We start from the raw sequence: 25,110 nt of genomic DNA, 5'->3' as shown, positions 1-25,110 counted from the left end.
GATTCTAACTAGCCTGAGGTATTTTTTATAAAAATTTAATAATAAAAGGAATGTTCGTCAATATTTTAATTAATGCAATATCCTTTCTTGTTTATAGGCATTCGGATCAGATATATTTGTCCGATCGCCGATAACGACAAATTCTGTTTCTTATGACTAACCTGCGAACCCTCCTCTTCTTTGTGACCTGCCTGTGGGCAACGGCCGCCGACGCCCAGCGCTACGAGCTCCGCGACAGCTGGCAATGCATTCCCGTTTCCAAAATGAAGGAACCCGGTACGACTATTTCATCGCCCGGCTTCGCCCTGAAAAGCTGGCTGCCGGCCGTGGTGCCTGGTACGGTGCTCACGACGATGCTGGCTAACAAGCAGGTGCCGGACCCGTTTCTCGGGATGAACAACAAGCATATACCGGATATTTTCAACACCGGAAAAGAATACTACACCTATTGGTTTGTCAGGGATTTTGAAGAAAAGGCGGATGCCGGGCAGGAAGTGTGGCTGCATTTGCGGGGCGTCAATTACAGCTGCGATGTGTTTCTCAACGGTAAAAAACTGAATGCGAAACTGCATTCGGGCATGTTCCTGCGCCAGACTTATAACATTACTGCTCACCTGAGCAAGACGGGCAAAAACCGCCTCGCCGTGATCGTTTACCCGCCCGATGTGGTGGGCAACCCGAACGGCGGCCAGGGCGGCGACGGGACCATCGCACGAAACGTATCACACCAGTATGTGGCTGGTTGGGACTGGATCCAGCCCATCCGCGACCGCAATACGGGCATTTGGGACAAGGTAACGATTGAAAAAACAGGAAAAATCAATATCAAAAACCCGCACGTGGTCACGCTCGTGCCAGGTAAGCGTACGCCGGGCGCAACGCAGCAGCCCGCGACCATTCGCGTCACCGCGGAGCTGGAAAACCCCGGTAATGTGCCGCAAAAAGGCATTCTGCAATATAGTTTGGATGGGAACAGGGTGTCCAAAGAAGTTACCGTGCAGCCGCATTCCACCTTGGAGGTAAAGCTCCCCGATCTCTCACTCAAAAACCCGAAACTCTGGTGGCCGAACGGCTATGGCGCGCAGGATTTGTATGATCTGAAAATGCAGTTCACGCAAGCCGGAAAAGTGTCCGACACAGAAGACATTCAAGTGGGCGTACGCGAAATCCAGGCCGACTGGAACACGACGACCCGCAGCAAGCAAATCTCCGTGAATGGCCAGCGCGTATTCATCAAAGGCGGCAACTGGATCATTTCCGATGCCATGCTCCGCTTCTCCGACGAACGCTACAATGCCGAAGTGCGGTTCCACCGCGATATGAACCTGAACCTGCTCCGCATCTGGGGCGGCGCATTGACCGAACGGCCGGAGTTTTACGAAGCCTGCGACCGTTACGGGATTCTCGTTATGCAGGATTTCTGGGGCTCCGGCGACTGCAACGGCCGCTGGGTAGACCCGATGAAAGCCGACGACCAATGGACGCGCCGGAAATATCCCGACGACCATAACCTGTTCCTGGAATCGGCGGCGGATCAGATCAAAATGATCCGCAATTACCCATCCCTCGCCATCTGGTGCGGCGGGAACGAGATTACTTTGCCTGTGGACATCATGACGCCCCTGCGCGACTCCATCCTGCCCGCGCTCGACGGCACCCGCTGGTTTGTAGACTATTCCAACTCCGACGATATGTCGTTCAACGCGCTGGGCGGCAATGGCGACGGCCCTTACGGCATCCAGCCGCTCACCCGTTTCTGGAACTACCGCACGTGGCCATTCAATTCCGAGATCGGCTCCGTGGGCGTCGGCGACCACCATTCCCTGGAAAGGTTTTTACCGGAAGCCAACCGCATTGCCCCCGCCTACTCGGCCGAAACCCGCCGCGAGAAAGTGGATTCGGTATGGCAATACCATAAATACATCGGCTACGACCACCACATCGAGCCCTACGGCAAAGCTACCGACATGCGCGACTTCGGCAAAAAGGCCCAGCTCGTCAACTACGACCAATACCGCGCATTGATGGAAGGTTTCAGTGCGCATATGTGGGATTGGTACACGGGCGTGATCATATGGAAGACGCAAAACCCGTGGACGGCGCTCCGCGGCCAGATGTACGACTACTACCTCGATCCGAACGCCTGCCTCTATGGCTTGCATTCCGGCAGCGAGCCGCTGCACGTGATGTACAACCCGGCCGATACCGCCGTCGCGATTGTGAACAATACTTTCAAACATCAATACGACCTCATGCTCGTCATTGACGCCATCGATATGAAGGGTAATGTGAAGCAACTGACGCAGGTTTTCGTAGAAATCGGCCCGTCCACAACCCGCAAGATCATCGATATTAACCGGGAAATCAGGGAAATGGCTAAAAAAGAAGGCATGTTCCTTTCCCTCCGACTGCTGAACCTGGACAAAAAACCGGTTAGCGATAACCTCTACTGGCTCCCTGATGCTACGGGCAACCACAGCGGCCTGCAAGCCATGCCCAAATCTCAGGCCACGGCAACGGCCCGGACCATTGCCAAAGGCAAGGTAGAAGTAACCCTGAAAAACCCCGCCAATGCCCCGCTGGCATTCTTCAACCGCCTTGCGTTGGTAGACCCAAACACGAAGCAGCGCATCCTGCCGGTGTTTTACGACGACAATTACATTTCCGTTTTACCCGGCGAGAGCAAGACCGTGGTAATGGAATACACGCCGCAGAGCGGCCTGGTGCCGGTGGTGTCGGTAGAGGGGTGGAATGCGGAGGAGCAGTTGATTCAAATAGCTGAAAAATAGTAACTTTGGTATGCAACCAACGCTGTATACCGCTATGCTGAGAATTGAAGGAACTTATCAAAACGGCAGGATTGAACTTGATTCGGCACCTGTTATTGATTTGCCGGTAAAGGTAATCATCACTTTTCCCGAAATAGATGGGCCTGTGAAATCCGACGCGAAGTCGCTCAGATGGAGTGATTTTTCTTTCGACCGTAGCCGACAGTTGCTGAAAGAACTAAAAAGCTCGTTGGCAGAAGAAGTTATCTCGGAAAGACGCCATTCCTGAATGCGTATTTTTCTCGATACTTCTTCGCTGATTAAACTATATCACGAGGAGCAGGATAGCGAGTTCTTCAAACAGCTCATTATTGAAAATCCGGTTTCATCGATTTTCCTTTCCGAGCTCGCGCGGGTAGAGCTACTGTCCGCATTATGGAAAAAACAGCGGACCGGAGAACTGACCAGGGAAATTGTCGGGCAAACCATCCGGCTTTTTTGACGAGGACGCTTCGCAATTTGCATGTACGCCCATAGACGACCATATTATCGGAACGGCTTGTATGCTTTTGAACCAATATGGCACGGATGGCCTGCGCTCGCTCGACAGCATTCAGCTTGCGACAGCGCTCGCATTAAAGACGAAGCGGACCTGTTTGTAACATCCGACCGCCTGCTCGGATCATTGCTTGAAAAAGAACAGCTACGTACCGCATGGTAGCAGAAAATCCAGCAAACAGTATGAACTACCCCCAGCCTGCTTTTTCCTAAAAAATCAACCCGGAAATATGGCTGCTTTTACGCCTGACGCATTTAGGAAAGAGTTTGTTGCGATACTCGATTATTGGGAAAAATATGGGCCGGACCCGGAGAAAGGCGGGTTCTACGGGCGGGTGAATTACGAGAATGAGCCGGTGAAGGATTCGGCGCGGTCGGTGGTGCTGACCGGGCGGATTTTGTGGACATTCTCGCTGGCGCACCGGTTGCTGAAAGAGGCCAAATATTTAACCCTCGCCGATCGCGCTTACCAGCAGCTGGTGAAACATTTCTTTGATCCAGAATATGGCGGCGTATATTGGTCTGTGAATGCGGACGGCTCGCCGCTGGAAACGAAAAAGCAAATTTACGGCAATGCATTCGCGATGTACGGGCTGGCGGAATATTACCGCGTGACGCACTTTAAACCTGCACTGGAAAAAGCGAAATCTCTTTTTGAAATCATCGAAAAACACGCTTTCGATCCCCAAAACGGCGGTTACCGGGAAGCATTTGCCAGGGATTGGTCGGCTACGGACGACTATATCCTGAGCAAAAGTCCGTGGATCAAGAGCATGAACACGCATTTGCATCTGGTGGAAGCCTACACCAACCTGTACAGCGTCTGGCCCGACGCGAAACTCAAAAAGCAGACCGCCGGCATGCTCGACGCCATCATCACCCACATCGTGAACCCCAAAACCGAAACCATGCAGCTCTTTTTCGACGAGCAATGGAAGGCGAAGGACAATATCGTATCATTCGGGCACGATATCGAGGCGTCGTGGCTGCTGTTTGAAACGGCGGAAATACTGCACGACGAGAAGCTGATAGCCCGCATGAAGAAGAAATCCATCGCGATGGCTACCGCGGCATCGAAAGGACTCAGTGCCGACGGCGCATTAAACTACGAATACGACCCGGAAACCAAACACACCCAAACCGACCGCAGCTGGTGGGTAGCGGCCGAGCAGCTCGTCGGATTCTATAATGCTTACCAGCTTACCAAAGATTCCCAATTCAAAACGAAGGCCGAAAAAAGCTGGGATTATATCGTCAACGAGTTCATCGACCATGAGCGGGGCGAATGGTTCGGCACCGTCAAGGAAGACGGCACGCCGGTGAAGGGCGACAAGATCAACTTCTGGAAATGCCCCTACCATAATGCCCGCGCCTGCGCGGAAATGTGGCGCAGGGTTTCGAAAGTTTAGTTCAAAAACATCTCGTCCACGAGCAGCAATGCGCGGTTGCCTTTGCTCCGATGCCATTCGGGGATTTTGCTGAGCGGCCTGGCTACGATTTTGATAAAAGAAACCTGCTGCGGCTTGAAACTCCCCTCCACGCTCCGCAGCGAGGCCCGCTCGCCTTTGACAGGCATCGGTGCCTTGAATTTCGCGAGCAACTTCATGTTGTCGCGCGTGGTACCACCCCAGATCTCGACGAGTTCGGGCGGGAAAATACCTGTATCTTCCTCCACCATATAGCGCACGCCGAGCGACGACAGCATGACCGGCGTTTTGAATTCCGATTCGAATGCCATGTCGTTGTTCCTAACCCCCGCCCAGTTGTTGGCCCAGGCGGGATTGTTAGCTCCGATAACACCCAACTTATGATCAAAAAATGTCTTCACGCCCTCGGCCTGGTGCACGCGGTTGAGCGGCGCGAGCAAAGTGCCGCTATCAGGCTTATAGGCGCTTTTGAAATAATCGAAAGTGACCATATCGCTGCCGTACCACCCTTTTTTGTAGGCCTTGGCGCGTACCGTCGTATTTTGCCTGATCACCGTTTTGTGGTCCAGCAAAGGCGATGTTATGCTGTCGGGCTCGGAGCCGTCGAGCGTGTAGCGTACGTCCACGCCTTTGATCGGGTGCTGAATGTCGAGCGTAAGCGTCTGCGCGAAAATAGGCGACGCATTTTTCATCTGTGGCGGATTGAGTTTCAACGGGTTCTTGCCATCGTCTTTGAAACCGCCGATGATGGTCATGCCTTTGTTGGCTTGCTGCAAATGCTGCACGTCCGCGGCAGAGAGCTTTGTATCCCACACCGCCACCGTTTTGACGCTTTTTAATTGCGGCAGCAAGCCTTTCAGATCGTTCAAATTTAGCCTGGTGCCTGACAATGTAAGATTCTGTAAATGTTTCAGGCTGCCCAGTTCCTTCAATCCCGCAGCGGTCACTTCCGTGAAGTTGAGATCGAGTTTTCGCAGGTTTTCAAATTGGGTAATGCTTTTCAGGTCGGCGTCTTTAACAGGCAGTTTATTTAAATTCAATGAGACAACCTGCTTGCGGATGTCGCCCAGCTCGTCGATCTGCTTCACATTGTAAGCGGCAGCATTATAAATGTTAACGGCTAGCGCCGGCGATTCGCGGGCGAGCGGGAGAATTGTGCGGTAGTCGGTATTGAGTTCTTTGACTTTGTCCTCGTCGGCTGCCGCGAAATCGTATTCCTCTTCCTGCGCCTGCGGTTGCAGATAAGCCGTTGCCAGCATTCTCAGCGAATCCGAGGCGGGTAGTTCGGTCAGTTTTTTGTCAAAATCGGCTTTCTGTTTAACCCATAATGTAAGCAGCGCGATCTCCTGCAAGGTAAGCTGCGCCTTCCCCGACGGCGGCATGTGTTTCTTCTCCTCCATCGGCAAATGGACGCGCTGCAACAGCAGGCTCATTTGCGGGTTGCCGGGAATGAGCAGCTTGCCGGATTTGCCGCCTTTCATGATCGACTGCGGGTCGGTGAGGATCAGTTCGCCTTTCAGTTTGTCGGGGTTGTGGCAGCTGGTGCATTTTTGTTCGAGAATGGGGCGTATTACATTGGTATACACGACGGCCTCGTCCAGCGGCACCTCCGCCACGGTCTTTTTTGAAATGGGCTCCCAAATGAAATCGCTCCCATGCGTGAGCGCTGCGCCGTAATGGCCGGTCATCACCAGTGCTACAACGGTAATGAATGCGCCGCCACGTGCCGCCACGGCCTTGTACCATTTGGCATTTCGAACCCAGTAAATCATGGAAGCCAGGAAGAAAATCCCCGCGCCCGTCCATTTGTGCCAGGTAAGCGTGTCGCCCGCGTAACCTTCCTCACGGGACAAAAAGAGCCCCATTATCACCGTCACTGCCGCGAAAAGCGCACCTATGAGCAGCAGGCCTTGCAGAAAATTGCGGTAGAATGCATTACCGGCATATTCCGGCCTGAAACGGAAGAATTCCAGCAGCATCGCCAGCAGCAGGATCACGATCGGGAAGTGCAGGATGAGCGGGTGCATGCGGCCGATGGTTTGCAGCCAGGCCGGGATCACCAGTTTGCTTTCGAAGAGCAGTAAAAACAGTACGAAGATATTGGCAGCGACTAGTACCTGCTCTGCGAAAACCCTGAGTTTCAAATGCATTTAAAATTTCACCAAAAATTGACCTACAAAAAACACTAATAAGGATCAGGCGATAATGTCTCGCACGACTTTGCCGGACACGTCGGTAAGCCGGTACCGACGACCCAGGTGCTTGAATATCAACTTCTCGTGGTTCAATCCGAGTTGATGCAGGATTGTCGCCTGGAAATCGTGGACATGCACGGGGTCTTTTGCAATGTTGTAACCGAGCTCGTCAGTTTCGCCATACACCATGCCGGGCTTGATACCGCCGCCGGCCATCCAGATCGTGAAGCAGCGCGGATGATGGTCGCGGCCGTAATTTTCGGGCGTCAGCTTGCCCTGGGTGTAGCTGGTACGGCCGAATTCACCGCCCCAGATCACCAGTGTTTCGTCGAGCAGCCCGCGCTGTTTCAGGTCGGTAACCAATGCTGCGGACGCCTGGTCGACGTCCATGGCCTGCTTCGTGATTTCGTACGGCAGGTTACCATGCTGGTCCCAACCCTGGTGGTATAATTGTACAAACCGCACGCCGTTTTCGGAGAGCTTGCGCGCGAGCAGGCAGTTGGCCGCGTACGTACCCGGCACGAGGCATTCGGGACCGTACAGCTTGATAATGTCATCCGATTCTTTCGACAGATCCATTACCTCCGGCACGGCGGTCTGCATGCGGTAGGCCATTTCGTATTGCTTGATCTTCGTCGCAATCTCGGGGTCGCCGAATTCCTGGTACGACAGATCATTCAGCTCGGAAAGCTTGTCGAGCATATCGCGGCGTTCTTTCCGGTCCATGCCTTCCGGGTCGCGGAGGTACAGCACCGGGTCCTCGCCCTTGCTGAACTGCACGCCCTGATGCACGGAATCGAGGAAGCCGTTGGACCACAATTTGGAATAAACCCCTTGCCCGTTACCGACGCCGCGGGACAGCAGAACCGTGAAGTTCGGCAGGTTTTTGTTCTCATTACCCAACCCATAGCTCAGCCAGGAGCCCATACTCGGGCGGTTGCCCTGCTGCGAGCCGGTTTGGAGGAATGTCAGTGCCGGGTCATGGTTGATCGCCTCCGTGTACATCGAGCGCACAAAGCACAGGTCGTCCACGATTTTGGAGGTGTAGGGCATCAGGTTGCTTACCCACGCCTGCGACTGGCCATATTGTTTGAAATCCACAAAAGAACCCACGAGCGGGAACGAGGCCTGGTTGGCCGTCATGCCCGTCAGGCGCTGCGTACCGCGTACGGAAGGCGGTATTTCCTGCCCGAACATCTCGCGCAGCTTGGGTTTATAATCGAAAAGTTCCTGCTGCGACGGCGCGCCGTTTTGAAACAGGTAAATCACCCGCTTGGCCTTGGGCGCGAAATGCGGGATACCCGGCGCCAAACCTTCCTCTTCCAATCCGCCTCCGCGCAACAGATCGGGCATGAGCAGCGAGCCCAGCGCCACGCTGCCGATCCCGAGGCTCATCGTCGAGAGGAAACGCCGTCTGTTGAAACTAAATCCGTGTTCTATGATTTCCTTATCCATTTTCATCCGTCGCCGTGCATGCCGGCATTATGATTTGGTGATGGTTTCTTCAAGATTATAAATCGTGGAAATGACGCGCATCAGCGAGGCCAGCGCCTTTTTGTCCACATTTCGCGTGAGCGGGTACTCGCCTATCGCCACCATTTTCTCGGCGCGCTGCGGCTGTATTTCCTTCAATTCCTGCTGGTAATAGCCAGTGAGCACGTCAAGCTCCTTCTGGCTCGGTTTGCGGCACACGATCTGCCTGAATGCCTTGGTGATTTTCTCTTCTGTCGTGCTTTTTTCCTGCAACAGCCTGGCAGCCAGCACCCGCGAGGCTTCCAGCACGGCCGGGTCGTTCATCATCACGAGCGCTTGCAGCGGGGTGTTGGTTTTCAACCGCCTTACCTCGCACAAATCGCGATTGCTGGCATCGAAAATAGCCATGGTGGGCGGCGGCACCGTACGTTTGATGAGCGTATACATGCCCCGGCGGTACAGGCTGGCCCCGTGGTCCTGATTATAAACCGACAGCAGCCCGCGCCCCGAAGTAGCGCCTTCCCACAAGCCTGCCGGCTGGTAGGGCTTCACGCTCGGCCCGCCGATGGTGCGGTTGAGCAGCCCGGCACTGGCCAGGACTAGGTCTTTCACAAACTCCGCATGCACGCGGTAGCGCGGCCCGCGCGCCAGGTACACATTATCAGGGTCGATGGCCAGGTTCTCCTTCGTCACCACCGCCGATTGCCGGTAGGTGGCCGACATGACCATTTGTTTCACAAACCGCTTGATATCCCAGTTATGCTCCATGAAATCCACTGCCAGCCAGTCGAGCAGTGCGGGGTGCGTGGGCAGTTCGCCCTGCATACCGAAGTCGCCGGAGGTTTTGACAATGCCTTTTCCGAAGAACTCCTGCCAGAGGATATTCACGTAAACCCGCGCCGTAAGCGGGTTACGCTTGTCGAACAGCCATTGCGAGAGGCCCAGGCGGTTTTTAGGGTATTTTTTGTCAAATGGTAGTATGGCCGTCGGAGTACCGGCCTGTACTTCCTCGCCCGGCGCGTCGTAAGCGCCGCGTTTGAGCACGTAAGTCTTGCGTAATGTGTCCAGGTCGCCCATGACCGAAACGATAAGCTGGTTGGTATCCGGCTTATTCACGAACGTAAGAATGTCTTTCACATCCTGGTCGCTGATCTGCATGAGCGGCTTTTTCGCGTAAGTTTCCGGCCCGCCGATCACCGACTCGATCCCCACCTCGTTCACATTGTTGAAGAATGCGAACATCTGGTAATACTCTTTTTGCGAAAACGGGTCGTATTTGTGATCGTGGCAGTGCGCGCATTCCAGCGTAACGCCCAGTAGTCCTTTACCAAACAAGTCGTTACGGTCTGTCACATACATAATGCGGTATTCCTCTGGGATCACCCCGCCCTCTTCCGTGATCTTGTGGTTCCGGTTGAAACCCGTGGCGAGCAGCTGCTCCTTGGTATGGTTGGGCAGCAGGTCGCCGGCGAGCTGCCAGGTCACGAAGTCGTTATAATGCATGTTTTTATTGAAGGCGTGGATCACCCAGTCGCGCCAGGGCCATTGGGTGCGGTAGCCGTCGTCCTGGTAGCCGTGCGAGTCGGCATAGCGGGCCAGGTCCAGCCAGTGGATCGCCATTTTCTCCCCGTATGCCGGGTTGGCGAGCAGTTTATCCACCATTTTTTCGTAGGCATTCGGGCTGTTGTCTGCCAGGAACTCGTCCATGAGTTGCAAGCTCGGCGGCAGGCCGGTCAGGTCCAGGCTCAGGCGTTTGAGCAGGCGTTCCTTGTCCGCTTCGGCGGCAGGTGCGAGGCCTTTTTGTTCCTGTTTTTCAAGGATAAAATAATCGATGCTGTTCTTCGCCCAGTCCTTGTGTGAAACTTCGGGCAGTCTGGGCTTTTTGGGCGCAACAAATGCCCAGTGCTTTTCATATTTGGCACCCTGCTTGATCCATTTGCCGATCAGGTCGATTTCCCGCTCGGTCAATTTCAGATTGGAAGCCAACGGCGGCATTCTCATGGAAGTATCCTCTGTCACCAGCAGCAAATAGGCCTGCGACTGATCCGGTTTACCGGCTACGAGCGCGTGTGCCTTGGGATTGTCCTTCAATGCGGCAAATGCGCTTTTGGGGTCGTCGAGCCGCAGCCCGGCCTCGCGCTTGTTGGCATCGGGGCCGTGGCAGGCCAGGCATTTATCGGAAAGAATGGGCCTGATATCGAAATTGTAACTCACCTGCTCGGGCAATTTCTCTTCCGCGGCGCCTCCGGGCTTGTTGTTGCAAGACTGGAAGCCCAAAGCAGCGACCATCGCCCCGGTCAGCAGCAAAAAACGCTTCTTCAAATTCATGTTCATGGGTTCAGGTTCATTACTGGCACATTTGTTAGTCTATTTATACATAACTAAAAAAATGTACATTTATTGAAGCAATAATGCCAAATAGCGCTTAGGGAACTATCCTGTTCTATACTGTTCAAGTCGAATTATTTTCCTTTTTTTAACAAAGGAAATTTTCGGCTATTCTACTGACAACTATTGCATTGGCAATGATTTTCGCGCATTGCACGTCTTCACGGAGGGTTAATTTAGGCTAAAAACAAGAAGAGCAGCCCCGATACCGGCGCTGCCCTCCCCCCGCAAGCTCATTGCAATGCTATTTTCCTGCCTTGATCCAGGCATTCACTTTTTCTTCCAGCAGTTTCAGGGGCACGCAGCCCGATTCAAGCACCAGCTTGTGGAACGCGCGGATATCGAACCTGGCACCCATTTCCTTCTCCGCTTTGGAACGCAGCTCCCGGATTTTCAGCTGGCCTATTTTATAAGACAATGCCTGCCCCGCCCCCGCCATATAGCGTTCGATTTCGGCGGTAATGCTTTCTTCCGATTCGGCCTCATGGTCCAGCGAGTACTTGATCGCCTGGTCGCGCGTCCAGCCTTTGGAATGCAGCCCGGTATCCACCACGAGGCGGATCGCCCGGTGCATTTCCGCACTCAGCATACCGAAATACTGGTACGGGTCCGTATAAAGGCCCAGCTCTTTGCCCAACGATTCCGTATAAAGCGCCCAGCCTTCGCCGTAGGCACTGTACCAGAGGTTTTTACGGAATTCCGGCAATGCGGTATTCTCCTGCTGCAAGGAAATCTGGTAATGGTGCCCCGGAATGGCCTCATGCAGGAACAGGCTTTCGTCGGACACGATATTGTACTCCTTTGCGTCGGGCACAGGCACGTAGAACACGCCCGGGCGAGAGCCGTCCGGCAGGCCCGGATTGTATTCCGCCGATGCCGACGCCTCCCGAAATGCCTCCGTACGCCGTACTTCGAATGGCGTTTTCGGCGTCAGGTCGAACAGTTTGGGCAGGTTCGGCTTCATGCGCTCGTGGATTTCGTTGAAATGCGCAACCACCTGCTCCGCCTTTGTGAATGGCATCAGCTTTTTATTGCTCCGTACCGCATTGAAAAACGATTTCAGATCGCCCTGGTAACCTACCTGCGCTTTCACTTTTTCCATCTCCGAAGAGATCCGCGCCACTTCCTTCAACCCGATCTGATGGATTTCCTCGGCCGTCATTTCGGTCGTGGTGTAGTATTTAATATAGTAATTGTAAATCGCCTTGCCATTCGGGAGCGCGTCGAAACCATCGGAATTGCGGCCCTCCGGCATGTATTCCTTTTCCATGAATGCATGCATTTTCTGGAACGTCGGGATCACTTTCGACTCCACCATGACGGCATATTCCTTTTCCAGGCGCGCCTTATCCTCTTCCGAGAAGTCTTTCGGGAAGTTTTTCACGGGTGAATAGAACAAATGGTCTTTCACTGCCCCGTGGTCCATATCCGCCAGCTGCGGGATCACCTTCTTGATGAGCGGCGCAGGCAGCACGTAACCGAGCTTAATGCCCTTCCGCATATTCACGACGGCGGTGTCGCACCATACGACGAACCCGTCCACGCGTTTGAGCCAGTTGTCGTAGTCCTTTACGGTTTTGAATGGCTGCAAACTGCTCCCACTGGCCATCTGGCCGATCATCAGGTGGGTGGAGAAAATCTGGTTAATCGGCAGCAGCTCGGTCGGGAATTTCAGTCCTTCGAGGTTCACGCTGCACTCCCATTCGATCAGGTCCCAGCTCACCTGCTCTTCGGCGGTAAGGTTGGCGCGGTCGTATTTGGCAAGCTCGTCCTGGAACTTGCGGTAGAACGCCGTCATCTGCGCTTTTCCGCCCTGGGTGAGGTCGTCGGACATTTTATCGTTGTAACGGTTGTCGCCGTTCATGGTCGCTTCCAGCGGGTATAGCGGAAGCCTTTCTTCATAATATCGGGCAAAAACTTCGCTGATTGGCGGCATCTTCTGTTCGGTTTTTTCTGATTTTTTCTCACACGCCAGCATGAGCATAGCTGCCGCGACGAATGCGTAATAGGCCAGTTTTTTCATAAATATCATCGGTTGAGATAGTGTAAAGTAAACAAAAAGTGCCGGAAGAAATCAAATGTCCTCCGGCACTTTCAGCAATATGGTGGGGCAAGCCCGTGCTTACCCCGTGGTATTAATCGTATAATTTCCGAGGATATTCAGCTCCGCCCCGCCTTCCACCTGGATGTTGCGGACGGTGATATTCTGGCCAAGCGCCACGACGTGTCCCGCATTAACCTTCACATAATCGCCGGGTCCCGGAGGCCGTCCCGCCGACCAGATCGACCGGTCGAGCCACGCGCCGGACGCCGTCGATTCGATGACGTTCGAGAACAGGGAGGTGGTTTTAAAATTCCTGAAAAGCAATGAGTCCGTCGCGGAGCCCTCCGCACCGAACCAGTCGCGCAGGATGTCGGAGTAAATCCGCCTGAAATCTACCTGCATTTTAATTTCCTGGTTCTCGTTCGTCGGCGAAGTGGTCGGCGGTTCGAGATCGTTGTTCAGGTCCGGCACCACGCCCACCATCTGGCGCCTGATACCTGTCCCGAACACGAACATCGGTGCCGCTACCCCGTGGTCGGTCCCGCGTGAGGCATTGGAATTGGCCCGGCGGCCGAAATCCGAGAATGTCATCCCTACCACGCGGTCGGCGGTGCCCTGCGCCACGAGGTCGTTCTGGAATGCCGCTACCGAGTCCGAAAGCTTTTTAAGCAGGTTCGCGTGCAGGCCCACGGTGGTGTCGCTCGCGGTCACCTGATCGCCGTGCGTATCGAACCCGCCCAGTTCCACAAAATATATTTTCGTCTGCAAACCGCCGTGAATGAGTTTAGACACGATTTTCAGCTGTTCCGAAAGCTCCGACGTCGTACCTGCGGCCGGATAGGTCGCCAGGTTCTGGCCCAGGTCATACGCACGCTTGATCTGCCCGGAATAGCCGGTAGAAAGCACCTGCTGCTGCCGCACGTGCTTGATCATTTCGCCCGCCTCGAAGGCAGGCAGGTCCGACGACGCCATCGCCTGGCCGCCATTGAGCAGCGCATAAAAGTTGTTGACGTTCTCCACCGAGATATTCATCGGGCTTTGCGGCCCCAACAGGCTCGTCGAGTTAAGCACGCCTATCTGCAATGCCAGCGGGTCTTTCATCTGGTCATTGGGATAATTCTGCGGATAGCCCGGAAAACGCTGGTTCAGATAGCGCCCGGCCCACCCGCTGTTCACGTATTGATTGGCATCCGTTGCCGTCATCCAGATATCCGACGAACGGTGGTGCGACTGGTTCGGGTTTGGATACGACACCGAGTTAACGATCGCGAGCCTCCCCTGGTTATACATCTCGCGCATACCGGTCATCGACGGGTGCAAGCCCGCCTCCGCCATGCCCGAAAGCGTCAGCACCTTGTTCTGCGGGATCGCGATGTTGGTGCGGATGGACTGGTATTTGGAATAATATTGCAGCGGAATGACCGTGTTGAGGCCGTCGTTGCCGCCATTAAGGTAAATGATGACAAGTATGCGGTCGCTATTCGCAGCCGCGGTTCCCATGAGCGATTGCACGAGGGACGAGCGGTTGCTGAGACTGGTTATGCCAAATCCGTTTACCATTACAGGTAGCGCCATGGCTGAGGCGGATGCCAGAAAATCTCTCCTTTTCATAAAATTGCTATTTAAAACACCTCATATTCAGCCATCCTGATCATGTACCGCATCAGCCCGGCACATCTGTTCCTGACGGCATTCTGCGCATTGATGTTGGTAGGGCTCGTGCGGTAGGCATTCAGCTCGTACCGCCATTCGATTCTCGGCAGGTTATTCATAAAAACAACATCGATGAGGTGGTTTTTCTGGGCCGTGGTCAATTCGAGCGCGAACAGGTTTTCCGTGAACTTGGCCAATATCTCGTCCGGCGTGAGCGCCGGGCTGGCGGCAGTATTGTTGAAATTCGGTTGTATCTCCTGAATCCATTTCAGGAAATCGATTCCCAATGTATAGCCGGGCTTGATCACCAGGTTGGGGAAAATCATCGAGTCGCTGTTGCCGCGTCGCGCGGTGATCGTCGAGCCATTGATCCAGTTCTTGGAATAACCCGTCTGATAATAAGGCGGATACCCGAATACCAGCGGTTGCGTGAGGATTTCAAGGTTCATCCCCCCCATTCCCCACAGAAAATATCTTACGTAATTAATATAGGCAGGTGTGTCGGTCATCAGGTCGGGCAGCGGCTGTTCGAAATACCGGCCCATCCCGATCATGTATTCCATCGGCGATTTGATGATCGCGCCCACGTTTTGGTCGTCGAAGAAAATCTGGCTTTTCAGCAGTTTCTCCAACACCGGTTTGATGTTGTAGTTGTTTTCCGGGCTGGCAAAAAATGCCGCAAGTGGAATGATCACATTGTTTTCGATATCCTGGGTCACGTTCTGGTTCACATACCAGCGGTACAGCTTGCGGCAAATGTGTTTGGGCGTTTCCGGGTGCCTGAGTAGCATATCGATCAGCTCGTTCATTTCCACGTCCCCGGCCGTGTCGTCCGTCCGGCCCTGAATGGTAATGCCGCCGTATTTCGACGAGAAAGTCTTATTGGAAGTTTCGTGGTAATTTTTACTGAAATAGGACGTAAAGTCGCTCGTGCCGTGCACGTAGTAGTTGGTCACCATCCAGCCGGTAAGCACCTTGGAAGCTGCTTTCACGTCTTCCTCCGTATAGTTCGGGTTACCGTAGTAGTCGTGCTGCCCTACGGTGAACAGCTCCTGCAACTCCCGCGCGTAGTTTTCGTTCGGATGCTCCTTGTTGTTGCCGTGGCCGTTCTGGTAAATGAGCATGGCAGGGTCTTTCGTGATCCCGATCGTCATGGTCTTGAAATTACCCAGGCTGTTGTCGCGGAGGAATTTCAGGTAGCGGTACATATAGCGGTAGTCGGCCATCACGTTCTGCGACACCACGAAATGGTTTTGCCAGAATGCCGTAATTTTCTCCAATACCGACGGTTTGCCGTTTTGCAGCAGCATCAATCCCACCCACCAGTAGCGCAAATGCACGCTATGCTCGCCGCTCTTCGATGAAATGAACGGAAAACTGGTCAGCGGTTTCTGGTAATTGGGGCTCGTGTTCGTCAGATCGATCGGCGGCGGCGGCGAGGCGGTAAATGATACGTTCGCGAACAGCTGGTCCACCGCAGCGCCCGGGTTCAGGCCGGTAAACGCAGCTATTTCCGATTTGGTGGGACCGAATGTAGCTCTTCTGAGCAAGTGTGCTGCCTTACTGGCCGTTAACGGCGCGGTATAAGGATCAAGATAAGCCATAAGTCATTGAATTAAAGTTTCCGTACGGTTGAACGCATGATCATCTGCTGATCAGGACCTTGTATGATTTTGACAACCCATCGGTAAAGGAGAATTTTAAAAGGTACAACCCGGCCGGCATGCGGCTCACATCAATGCCGTCGCCGGATGGTTCACGTGACGCGTACATCGTGCGCCCGGCCGCGTCCGTCAGACGCGCGGTCGCGAGGTTTTGGAGGATATTTTTAGAGAAAAACAGCTTTTCGGACACGGGGTTCGGAAATACCGCCCAGTCGGGCGTGCCGTCCATCCGCACCTTGACAATGCGGCTGTAAGCGAATGTCTCGTCCTTGTCCACCATTTTCAGGCGGTAGTAGTTGTCGCCGGCCAATGCCCCCGCATCGGTAAATTCGTAGTTCGTCGAAGTAAATCCTCCCGTAGCGTTCTCGCCGCGGGCCGCCACTTCGCCAATGCCCTGCCAGGTCTTTGCATCACCGCTCCGCTCGATCCCGAAATGGCTGCTGTTCACCTCCGAAGACGTCTGCCAGGTGAGGTAGCCCGCGTTTTCTTTCGCCGTGGCCGTGAAGTTTACCAACACGACCGGCAACGCGCCGTCGCGGAGTGCGGCTAATGTGTATACGTTGAATGTACTGGGTGGGATGTCGACCAAGGTCGTGAGCGATCCGGCATCCGGCGTGCTCGCTGCACCGAAGATAGAAGTCGCGTCGATCGACGACGGAATGTTCACCCATTTGGTACCGTCCCAGCCTGCGATAGTGAGCTTGCTCAGCACGCGGTTCGCGATCAATGCATTCACGGCACTGTTGGCATTCCAGGAAAGCGTGATGCGCGTCGGCGCCGTACCGTTAATGTCCCAGTATTCCTTATTACTGACGGCGATCAGTTCGGTCATCATGCTCGAAGCCGCGAAAGGCCCGCCTTCCGGCAGCACGCCATAGTCGCCGCCCGCCGGGTTGCTCGTCACGGCCACACTCGGATCGACACCATAGTACGCGCCGATTGCCTGATCCGACGCTACGGCGAATGGTCGCAGCACTTCATTGTCACCTACCGGGAAAATAAACGACTCGGAACCCGCCTTTTTCACATACCCATCGATGTAACCGTCATCTCCCAATACGCCGGAAGTCACTGACGCTCCAAAACTTACGACACCAATAGGGAAGTCTCTTTTGGTAAAGATCGCACCGTTATCCTGCGCAACTGCGACCTGGTTACATTCTATTAAAAAGAGCAAGAATAGTGTTATAGAACAAATTCTAGACATAGTGATAATTTTCTTCAATACTACATCAAATATAAAATAAATCTGTCATATGACGTGTTACAAAATTGTACCAATTACTTCTACAAATTAATTATCAACCGGTAAAATACACTAATTATCAGGCAAATGGCCCGTGGATACGCCAAAAATGGCGTTTTTATTGTCAAAAAAATTTTTAAAAGTATTCTACAAGTGCCTTAATAAATTTGTACAGGCACATAAAACATTCGCTCTTTTTTATTTTGATTCCACACTTTGAATACGGAATTGGGTACCTTAATTTGCACACACCCCAATGGCACGCAACATTCGTGCAGGACACCCGGGCAGTGAAGTGAGATTTAGGGGGAAAATTCAATCAATCGAAGCATGGGCATGACAGAAAAAGTGCTGATCATCGGCAGCTCCAATACGGATATGGTGGCACGAACGGAGCATTTCCCCAAGCCGGGTGAAACGGTGCTCGGCGGGACGTTCCTGATGAACCCCGGCGGCAAAGGCGCCAACCAGGCCGTAGCAGCGGCAAGACTCGGTGCCGACGTGCGTTTTGTTGCCCGCACCGGCCCGGATATCTTCGGCAAACAGGCACGCGAAGGATTTGAAAAAGAAGGCATCGACACGGATTTCATCAGTCAGTCCGAACTGGCTTCCGGTGTTGCCCTCATCACGGTCGACGGTCAGGGCCAGAATGAAATTGTGGTGGCTTCCGGTGCGAATATGGATTTTCATCCACACCACATTCCCGAAGCCGTGTTCGACGGCGCAGCGTGGGCACTGTTCCAGCTCGAAATCCCCGCCGCCACCGTGCAATGGGCGCTTTCGCAGTGTGCCGCAAGGCAAGTCCGCGCCATCCTGAACCCCGCCCCCGCCATGCCGTTAGGGCCCGAATTTTTGAAAGGCCTCTATTTGATAACCCCCAATGAAACGGAAACGGAGCTCATGACGGGCGTGGAAGTAAACAGTGAAGAAGCATTGCAGCAAGCCGCAAAGACCCTGTTCGACGCTGGCGTGCAAAACGTCGTCATTACCCTCGGCAGCAAAGGCATTTACCTGGCCAGCGAGGATTTTACAGGCATCATCGCCGCGCCGGTAGTCGAAGCCGTGGATTCGACGGCCGCGGGCGATGTATTCAACGGTGCGTTGCTGACAGCCCTTGCCAAAGGCGCCGGCCTCGAACAAGCCTGCCGCTTCGCATGCCGCGCCGCCGCGATCTCGGTCACACGGATGGGCGCGCAAAGCTCGGCCCCTTATCAACACGAACTGGAACCCTTTGACATCCATGTATAAAATACCCGTTATCATCGATTGCGACCCCGGCCACGACGATGCCCTCATGCTCATGCTCGCGCACGGAAGCGGCATGTTCGACATCCGGGCCGTTACCATTTCGGCCGGCAACCAGACGCAGGCCAAAACCCTGCAGAATGCATTGAAGATCCTCACGCTCATCGGCGCTACCGACATTCCGGTGTACCACGGCGCGGACAAGCCCCTTTTCCGGGAGCTGGTCGTAGCGGATTACGTGCACGGTGAAACCGGTCTGGATGGCCCCGCGCTGCCCGTACCTGTCATACAGGCGCAGCCAGTGAGCGCGGTAGAAGGCATTGCATCTATCCTGTCGGCATCGGAAACGCCCATTACCATTGTACCAACGGGCCCGTTGACCAACATCGCGACGTTCCTTCTGGCCTACCCGCATTTGAAAAGCAAGATCGGGCGGATCTCGCTCATGGGCGGCGGGGCATTCCGCGGCAATATGACACCCCTCGCCGAGTTCAACATCTACTGCGACCCCGAGGCCGCAGCGATCGTTTTCAGGTCGGGCGTGCCCATCACCATGTGCGGACTCGACGTGACGCATAAGGCATTGGTATTCCAGAAAGATATCGACTTGTTCCGGGCGTTGGGCAACAATACCGGCAAAGCGGCCGCCGATCTGATGGATTTCTTCTCCATTTTCTACCGCGAAAACCGCGTGGAACTCAACGGCGGGGCCGCATTACACGATCCCTGCGCTATTGCCTGGCTGATGAACCCCGGCATTTTCACGACCAAATCGTGCTATGTGGATGTGGAAACAAAAGGGGAACTGACCCGTGGGGCCACGGTGGTGGATTTCTATCATACGCTGCAAATGGAACCGAATACGATCGTAGCCTACGATCTCGACCGCGATGCGTTTATGGATATGCTTTTCAATGCCATTAAAGCACTGCCTTAAAGCAGCACCGACACCTCATCTTCCACATCGCGGCGGGAGGCCCGGTAGCGCACCACGGCGTTGCCGGTTTGCAGGATCAACAATCCGCCGAACGCGCAAAATGCCATCATCCCGACCATCGGCATGGCCGTATTGTTGTGCAGGAAGCTCACAATCGCCGAAATCACCGCGCCAGCGCCCATCCGCCAGCTACCCATCAGCGCCGAAGCGCTACCCGTATGCTTGCGGAAAGGCGCAAGCGAAAGTGCGGATGCATTCGGGCCGGTGAGCCCCTGTCCCGTCAGGAACACGAACATGGTACCGATCAGCGAGTAAAGGCCGAACCAGTGGTTATAGACACCGGCAATGAGGATCAGGCCGACGATACTTTGGTAAATGAGGGTAACACGGATGATCTGCTCACTTGTGAATTTTTTGAGCAGAAAGTGGTTCAACTGGGTAGAACCGATCATCGCCACGGCCAGGAATGCGAAAATCCAGCCGTATTGCTGTTCGGAGACCTTATAGATATTCATAAAAACATCCGAAGAGCCCGAAATGTAGGCAAATGGCGCAGCGGTTGCGAGACCGCCCGCCAGCGTGTAAATCAAAAACTGCGGCTGGCTCACCACCGTCATGTAGCCGCCCAAAACCGATTTGGGCCGTAGCGACACCGAGCTATCGGCGTCACGCCCCTGAGGCAGAAAGAAATAGATTGCCGTGATAATGAGGCTGACAATGCCCGCCAGGATCACGAAAATCCAATACCAGGCGATGGAGGCTGTCACATAACCACCGATCGTAGGGGCGATCATCGGCGAAACGGCGATGACGAGCGTGATCAATGAGAAAACTTCCGCACGCTTATCAGATGGAAAAAGGTCGCTGACCAATGCCTGCGACGCAACCAGTCCGACACACCCGCCCATGGCCTGAAAAAAGCGCATGGCAATGAGCGCATCGACGGAGGAAGTCATCGCGCAGCCGAACGACGCGATCACATACAATATCAACCCGGCATACAATGGTTTTTTGCGACCGAAACGATCGAGCAGCGGCCCGTAGAGCACCTGGCCGATACAGATACCGATGAGGTAACTCGTAAGCGAAAGTTGTACTTTATCGATAGTCGTTCTCAGGTCGGACGCAATGCGGGGAAAGCCCGGCAAATACATGTCGATGGAAAACGGGCTGACGGTAGCCAGCGATCCGAGGATCAGGATGATAAAGAAATATTGCTTACGGCTCATGGACTTACAATCACTTAATGCAAGGTTAACCTTTATATGACTATATTAAGTTCCGGCATTTCGATAAGTGCAACATTTTCACCAATAGGCAATAAAAAGCACGTCAAAGTGCTGGATGGACCAGGCAGCGTTTTGGATATATTCAATATACGTTCGCACGAGCGCTGTTACGGCACAAACAGAGAGAGCCCGGCAAACAGCCAGGCTCTCTCTGTTACAAAATAGGTTACCTTACTCCCCTTTCCGCTCCAACCGCACTACCGGCGCGGCCGAATCGGTGCCCGAAGGCACTTCCGCCACGGTTACGACGCGCGCTTTGTCATCGGGTTTCACCTGGCCCATTTCGTGCTTGCCGGTACCGATGTGCGGGGCGATAACCAGGGATACGATGGACATCAGTTTAATGAGAATGTTCATCGACGGGCCCGAAGTGTCTTTGAATGGATCGCCGACAGTGTCACCGGTTACGGCAGCCTTGTGCGGTTCCGACTTCTTGTAGAATGTTTCGCCGTTGATCACCACGCCTTTTTCAAACGATTTTTTGGCATTGTCCCAGGCACCGCCTGCATTGTTTTGGAATATCCCCATTAACACGCCCGAGACGGTCACACCGGCCAGCGTGCCGCCGAGTACTTCCGGCCCAAAGAGGAAGCCGACCGCTACCGGAACGAGCAATGCGATGAGACCGGGCGCGATCATCTCCTTGATCGATGCCTGGGTCGAAATAGCAACGCATTTGTCGTACTCGGGTTTGGTAGTGCCCTCCATAATGCCCGGCAGCTCGCGGAACTGGCGGCGTACTTCTTCCACCATTTTCATGGCGGCACGGCCTACCGCGGCGATGGCCAGGGACGAGAATATGAACGGGATCATCGCGCCTACGAACAGGCCTGCGAGCACATTGGCTTTGTAGATATCAATGGAATTAATGCCTGCCACGCCGCAGAATGCTGCGAACAACGCCAGGGAAGTCAACGCAGCGGATGCGATGGCGAAGCCTTTTCCGGTAGCGGCGGTGGTATTACCTACCGCATCCAGGATGTCGGTACGGCCGCGTACTTCTTCGGGCAAATGCGCCATTTCGGCGATTCCGCCGGCATTATCGGCAATAGGACCGAATGCATCGATTGCCAGCTGCATGGCCGTAGTGGCCATCATACCGGCAGCGGCAATGGCCACACCGTACAGACCCGCCATTTCGTAACTCAGGAAAATACCTGCCGCCAGTACCAGCGTAGGGATCACCGTGGACTCCATCCCAACCGAAAGCCCGCCGATAATATTCGTAGCATGGCCGGTAGATGACTGATTCACAATCGATTGCACAGGGCGCTTGCCCATAGCGGTATAATATTCGGTAACCATCGACATGATCGCGCCTACAACCGAACCCAGCAGGATCGCCCAGTACGCATCCATCGCCGTAAAATCAACGCCGCGGATACTGAGGTTACCCTGCGGCAGCATCCACAATGTCAACGGATAACTAGCAATCAGCACAAGGATAATCGAACCCCAGTTTCCGCGGTTCAATGCGGCCTGCACGTTCCCATGATCGTCGCTTACGCGAACAAGGAACATGCTGATAATAGAAGATATAAGGCCGACACCGGCAATCACCATCGGAAGGAGGATCGGCGCGATGCCGCCGAAGTTATCGGTACCCTCCGATATGATTTCGCGGCCCAGCACCATCGTTGCCAGGATCGTTGCTACATAGGAGCCGAAAAGGTCGGCGCCCATACCGGCCACGTCGCCCACGTTATCGCCTACGTTGTCGGCGATGGTAGCGGGGTTACGCGGGTCGTCTTCCGGGATACCGGCTTCCACTTTACCCACGAGGTCGGCGCCTACGTCGGCCGCCTTGGTGTAAATACCGCCTCCTACGCGTGCGAACAGTGCGATCGACTCGGCACCGAGCGAGAAGCCCGCGAGCACTTCGAGCACGCGCTCCATCGGCAGGCCATTGACGTCGGTGCTATCTCCGATAAAAACGGCGTACAAAATGATAAACAAACCACCCAAACCGAGGACGGCAAGGCTTGCTACCCCGATGCCCATCACGGAACCGCCGGTAAACGACACTTCCAGCGCCTTGGTGAGGCTTGTACGCGCCGCCTGCGTCGTGCGGACGTTGGATTTGGTAGCGATATTCATGCCGATGTAACCGGCAAATGCGGAGATGAAAGCCCCCACCAGGAACGAAACACCGATGAAAGCACTCGAATTTTCAACCAATGTGCCGGAATATCCCAGCAACACACTCACAATCAGACCAAAAACAATGAGTACACGCCATTCGGCTTTGAGGAAGGCCAGGGCTCCGTCGGCGATAGCATCCGCGATGGTTTTCATTTCAGCACTTCCACCATCCTGCCGGACGACCCAGCTTCTTTTGATAAACATAACCAGCAAGCCAACAAGGCCTAACGCCGGCACTAAATAGGTAATGTTACTCATGCTATGATCAAAGATTTGGTTAAATGGTTTATAATTCTCGTAAATATAGAGAAAGGCACCTCATATCAAAATCGCAAAACCCTAATTTTTGATCAATTCGTATAGATTTTATGAAAATTCGGAGAGAATGGAAGGGATTTTAAAGTACCGTTTCGGATAACGAACTGGCTCTCAAGGGATAACAGCGACAGCCAGCGAAGGTAGCCACACCGTCATTTTTTATCACTTTAAAATGAATAAATTGATCTAATCAGAGAAATAGGTCTGAAAAACGGGCGCATTACTGCTTCGGGCGAAGCCATGAGAAGAGCAAAAAACTGACGAGGAACCCGACGGTACCGGCGGCCATTGCAAGGAGCGTGCCACCCAAAAAATATTGTACAATGTTGACATGGATCGACTCCAACGTCAGGTTTTCAAAGGAAGTGAGCTGCACGCCGCCGCGGTAAAACAAACCGCCGAATTTGTAACTGGCATAGATGATAAAAGGAATGCAGGGTGGAATGCTGATGTGCGCGGCAGTCAGGAAAAGCACCTTGTTCATCCGGAAAAGGATCGACAGCGGGATACCGACCATGAGCTGGAAACCCCAGATCGGCACAATACCCATGAAAAAGCCAAAACCGATCGATCTGGCCTTGCTCGCATTGCTCTCGCCGGGTTTCACGGCTTCCTCACGGATGATCTTCCAGAGGCCTTTTTTTTTAATATACTGAAACAGCCGCCGCGGCAGGTAATAGACAAGCGTGAGCGTCACCAGCCAGGTATTGAGGATACTGATGCGGGTAAAATCTCGAAATGGACGGAAATGCGTCACGCGCTCGTTTTTGTCGTAAATGACCTGGATGTTGATGGGGATAATCGGCACGTCGCGCCACGCCATTTTGACGATGACCTCGATTTCCGTCTCGAATTTGGTCGTGAAGAGCGATATTTTTTTTAACGGGCCGAGCGGGTAGAGGCGAAAGCCCGTTTGCGTGTCGGGTAATGTAAGGCCTGTCTCGAATTTGAACCAGAAATTGGAGAACTTGTTGCCGAAAGAGCTTTTGCCCGGCACCCCCTCCTGCTCCATATTGCGCGAACCCATGAGCAAGGCACCCGGATTTGCCTTCGCGGCTGCGATGAAAAGCGGTATATCTGACGGCAAATGCTGCCCGTCGGAATCGATCGAAATGGCATTTTCAAAGCCGAGCCGGATGGCTTCCGCGAACGCTTTCCGCAGCGAAAAACCTTTGCCTTTGTTCACCACATTGTCCAGCACCCGGATTCTGGCGCCGTAAGCGGCCAATATGGAGGCGGTATCGTCGGTGGAGCCGTCGTTCACGACGATGATCTCCTGGCCGGTCGTTTGCTGCAACACGCCGTCGATCACCCGCCGCAAGGTATTGCGGTTGTTGTAAGTGGGAATGATCACGCAGCACTGGATGTCCGACAGGCTCATGGCGATGGGTTTAAGGAAGGTATTTTAAATAAAACTGGCCCTGATTTTGAAAAAAGTCTTGTCGCCTGCGCTGCCCGTGGCCGACACGTCCAGCGCCGCATCGCCTTTGTACTGGATGGAAATGACCATTTCAGGCGTCGCACGCGGGTCGAGGATTTCCAGGAACTTGCAGGTAGTCATGTCTGTCAACCGGATCGGCTTACCCAATGCATTCGCCAGCGCCGCCTTCACCATTTCCACCTGTACCACGCCGGGCAGCACCGGTGAGCCGGGGAAATGCCCCTCAAAAACCGGGTGGCCGGCATCGATCTGCACCCGGCAGGTGATTCGGTTGCCGTCCTGTTCCATGTTTTCGATCGAATAAAGGTCGTGTATTGACATT

At 54.0% G+C, this 25,110-nt stretch carries 17 protein-coding genes; 6 read left to right on the top strand and 11 right to left on the bottom strand.

The genetic code is table 11. The annotated features are described in order from the left end of the window. Positions 1–152 precede the first annotated feature (152 nt). The 4 genes from H144_RS0106510 (at position 153) to H144_RS0106495 (ending at position 4,735) form a co-directional block, all read left to right on the top strand. Complete coding sequence (locus tag H144_RS0106510; RefSeq protein WP_019941246.1) at positions 153–2,789, top strand: glycoside hydrolase family 2 protein; 2,637 nt, start codon at positions 153–155, stop codon at positions 2,787–2,789. Positions 2,790–2,799: 10 nt separating this feature from the next. Continuing rightward, the gene (locus H144_RS0106505) at positions 2,800–3,057 is read left to right on the top strand and encodes a hypothetical protein (protein ID WP_019941245.1); all 258 of its coding nucleotides are present in this window, start codon (positions 2,800–2,802) and stop codon (positions 3,055–3,057) included. Then, the gene (locus tag H144_RS0106500; RefSeq protein ID WP_019941244.1) at positions 3,058–3,270 is read left to right on the top strand and encodes a type II toxin-antitoxin system VapC family toxin; all 213 of its coding nucleotides are present in this window, start codon (positions 3,058–3,060) and stop codon (positions 3,268–3,270) included. It abuts the gene before it with no gap. Between the two features lie 286 nt (positions 3,271–3,556). Next, positions 3,557–4,735, top strand: a complete 1,179-nt coding sequence (locus H144_RS0106495) for an AGE family epimerase/isomerase (RefSeq protein ID WP_019941243.1) — start codon at positions 3,557–3,559, stop codon at positions 4,733–4,735. Here H144_RS0106495 and H144_RS0106490 read toward each other — a convergent pair. The 7 genes from H144_RS0106490 to H144_RS33195 form a co-directional block, all read right to left on the bottom strand. Further along, positions 4,732–6,903 (bottom strand): c-type cytochrome domain-containing protein, encoded by a 2,172-nt coding sequence (locus tag H144_RS0106490; protein ID WP_019941242.1) that lies wholly within the window; start codon positions 6,901–6,903, stop codon positions 4,732–4,734. The two genes, H144_RS0106495 and H144_RS0106490, sit on opposite strands and share 4 nt — an antisense overlap. A 45-nt stretch (positions 6,904–6,948) precedes the next feature. Then, on the bottom strand, positions 6,949–8,403 hold the full coding sequence (locus H144_RS0106485) for a DUF1501 domain-containing protein (RefSeq protein ID WP_026350466.1): 1,455 nt from the start codon (positions 8,401–8,403) through the stop codon (positions 6,949–6,951). Positions 8,404–8,430: 27 nt separating this feature from the next. Continuing rightward, the gene (locus H144_RS0106480; protein ID WP_026350465.1) at positions 8,431–10,749 is read right to left on the bottom strand and encodes a PSD1 and planctomycete cytochrome C domain-containing protein; all 2,319 of its coding nucleotides are present in this window, start codon (positions 10,747–10,749) and stop codon (positions 8,431–8,433) included. Positions 10,750–11,053: 304 nt separating this feature from the next. Then, the gene (locus tag H144_RS0106475) at positions 11,054–12,832 is read right to left on the bottom strand and encodes a DUF885 domain-containing protein (protein WP_033402469.1); all 1,779 of its coding nucleotides are present in this window, start codon (positions 12,830–12,832) and stop codon (positions 11,054–11,056) included. Between the two features lie 99 nt (positions 12,833–12,931). After that, entirely contained in the window at positions 12,932–14,464 is a 1,533-nt protein-coding gene (locus tag H144_RS0106470) for a DUF1501 domain-containing protein (protein WP_026350464.1), read from the bottom strand. 11 nt (positions 14,465–14,475) lie between these two features. After that, positions 14,476–16,110, bottom strand: a complete 1,635-nt coding sequence (locus H144_RS0106465; RefSeq protein ID WP_019941237.1) for a DUF1800 domain-containing protein — start codon at positions 16,108–16,110, stop codon at positions 14,476–14,478. A 40-nt stretch (positions 16,111–16,150) separates the two neighbouring features. Further along, positions 16,151–17,347, bottom strand: a complete 1,197-nt coding sequence (locus H144_RS33195) for a T9SS type A sorting domain-containing protein (RefSeq protein ID WP_169409370.1) — start codon at positions 17,345–17,347, stop codon at positions 16,151–16,153. A gap of 405 nt (positions 17,348–17,752) precedes the next feature. Here H144_RS33195 and rbsK point away from each other — a divergent pair, with 405 nt between their 5' ends. Next, entirely contained in the window at positions 17,753–18,664 is a 912-nt protein-coding gene (gene rbsK, locus H144_RS0106455; protein ID WP_026350463.1) for a ribokinase, read from the top strand. Continuing rightward, positions 18,657–19,598 carry a nucleoside hydrolase gene (locus tag H144_RS0106450; protein ID WP_019941234.1) on the top strand — a complete coding sequence of 314 codons (942 nt, stop codon included), beginning with the start codon at positions 18,657–18,659 and terminating at the stop codon, positions 19,596–19,598. Before rbsK ends, H144_RS0106450 begins: the two co-directional genes overlap by 8 nt. Here the strand turns inward: H144_RS0106450 and H144_RS0106445 are convergent. From H144_RS0106445 to H144_RS0106430, 4 genes are all read right to left on the bottom strand, one after another. Beyond that, positions 19,595–20,827: a multidrug effflux MFS transporter gene (locus H144_RS0106445; protein WP_019941233.1), complete on the bottom strand. Its 1,233-nt coding sequence runs from the start codon at positions 20,825–20,827 to the stop codon at positions 19,595–19,597. The two genes, H144_RS0106450 and H144_RS0106445, sit on opposite strands and share 4 nt — an antisense overlap. Before the next feature lie 231 nt (positions 20,828–21,058). Beyond that, positions 21,059–23,287 carry a sodium-translocating pyrophosphatase gene (locus H144_RS0106440; protein WP_026350462.1) on the bottom strand — a complete coding sequence of 743 codons (2,229 nt, stop codon included), beginning with the start codon at positions 23,285–23,287 and terminating at the stop codon, positions 21,059–21,061. Positions 23,288–23,567: 280 nt separating this feature from the next. Continuing rightward, complete coding sequence (locus H144_RS0106435; RefSeq protein ID WP_019941231.1) at positions 23,568–24,728, bottom strand: DUF2062 domain-containing protein; 1,161 nt, start codon at positions 24,726–24,728, stop codon at positions 23,568–23,570. Between the two features lie 24 nt (positions 24,729–24,752). Next, on the bottom strand, positions 24,753–25,109 hold the full coding sequence (locus tag H144_RS0106430; RefSeq protein WP_019941230.1) for an ApeI family dehydratase: 357 nt from the start codon (positions 25,107–25,109) through the stop codon (positions 24,753–24,755). Between the last annotated feature and the right edge of the window lies 1 nt (position 25,110).

The sequence above is a fragment of the Dyadobacter beijingensis DSM 21582 genome, from assembly GCF_000382205.1.
GTDB lineage: Bacteria > Bacteroidota > Bacteroidia > Cytophagales > Spirosomataceae > Dyadobacter > Dyadobacter beijingensis.
Note: the sequence above shows the minus strand (reverse complement) of the source record. Positions and strands in the feature narration are given on the sequence as shown.

What these genes read in the sequence shown, in the direction of transcription:
- H144_RS0106510 (WP_019941246.1), top strand. Translation starts at nt 153, where the DNA reads ATGACTAACCTGCGAACCCTCCTCTTCTTTGTGACCTGCCTGTGGGCA.
- H144_RS0106505 (WP_019941245.1), top strand. Translation starts at nt 2,800, where the DNA reads ATGCAACCAACGCTGTATACCGCTATGCTGAGAATTGAAGGAACTTAT.
- H144_RS0106500 (WP_019941244.1), top strand. Translation starts at nt 3,058, where the DNA reads ATGCGTATTTTTCTCGATACTTCTTCGCTGATTAAACTATATCACGAG.
- H144_RS0106495 (WP_019941243.1), top strand. Translation starts at nt 3,557, where the DNA reads ATGGCTGCTTTTACGCCTGACGCATTTAGGAAAGAGTTTGTTGCGATA.
- H144_RS0106490 (WP_019941242.1), bottom strand. Translation starts at nt 6,903, where the DNA reads ATGCATTTGAAACTCAGGGTTTTCGCAGAGCAGGTACTAGTCGCTGCC.
- H144_RS0106485 (WP_026350466.1), bottom strand. Translation starts at nt 8,403, where the DNA reads ATGGATAAGGAAATCATAGAACACGGATTTAGTTTCAACAGACGGCGT.
- H144_RS0106480 (WP_026350465.1), bottom strand. Translation starts at nt 10,749, where the DNA reads ATGAATTTGAAGAAGCGTTTTTTGCTGCTGACCGGGGCGATGGTCGCT.
- H144_RS0106475 (WP_033402469.1), bottom strand. Translation starts at nt 12,832, where the DNA reads ATGAAAAAACTGGCCTATTACGCATTCGTCGCGGCAGCTATGCTCATG.
- H144_RS0106470 (WP_026350464.1), bottom strand. Translation starts at nt 14,464, where the DNA reads ATGAAAAGGAGAGATTTTCTGGCATCCGCCTCAGCCATGGCGCTACCT.
- H144_RS0106465 (WP_019941237.1), bottom strand. Translation starts at nt 16,110, where the DNA reads ATGGCTTATCTTGATCCTTATACCGCGCCGTTAACGGCCAGTAAGGCA.
- rbsK (WP_026350463.1), top strand. Translation starts at nt 17,753, where the DNA reads ATGACAGAAAAAGTGCTGATCATCGGCAGCTCCAATACGGATATGGTG.
- H144_RS0106450 (WP_019941234.1), top strand. Translation starts at nt 18,657, where the DNA reads ATGTATAAAATACCCGTTATCATCGATTGCGACCCCGGCCACGACGAT.
- H144_RS0106445 (WP_019941233.1), bottom strand. Translation starts at nt 20,827, where the DNA reads ATGAGCCGTAAGCAATATTTCTTTATCATCCTGATCCTCGGATCGCTG.
- H144_RS0106440 (WP_026350462.1), bottom strand. Translation starts at nt 23,287, where the DNA reads ATGAGTAACATTACCTATTTAGTGCCGGCGTTAGGCCTTGTTGGCTTG.
- H144_RS0106435 (WP_019941231.1), bottom strand. Translation starts at nt 24,728, where the DNA reads ATGAGCCTGTCGGACATCCAGTGCTGCGTGATCATTCCCACTTACAAC.
- H144_RS0106430 (WP_019941230.1), bottom strand. Translation starts at nt 25,109, where the DNA reads ATGTCAATACACGACCTTTATTCGATCGAAAACATGGAACAGGACGGC.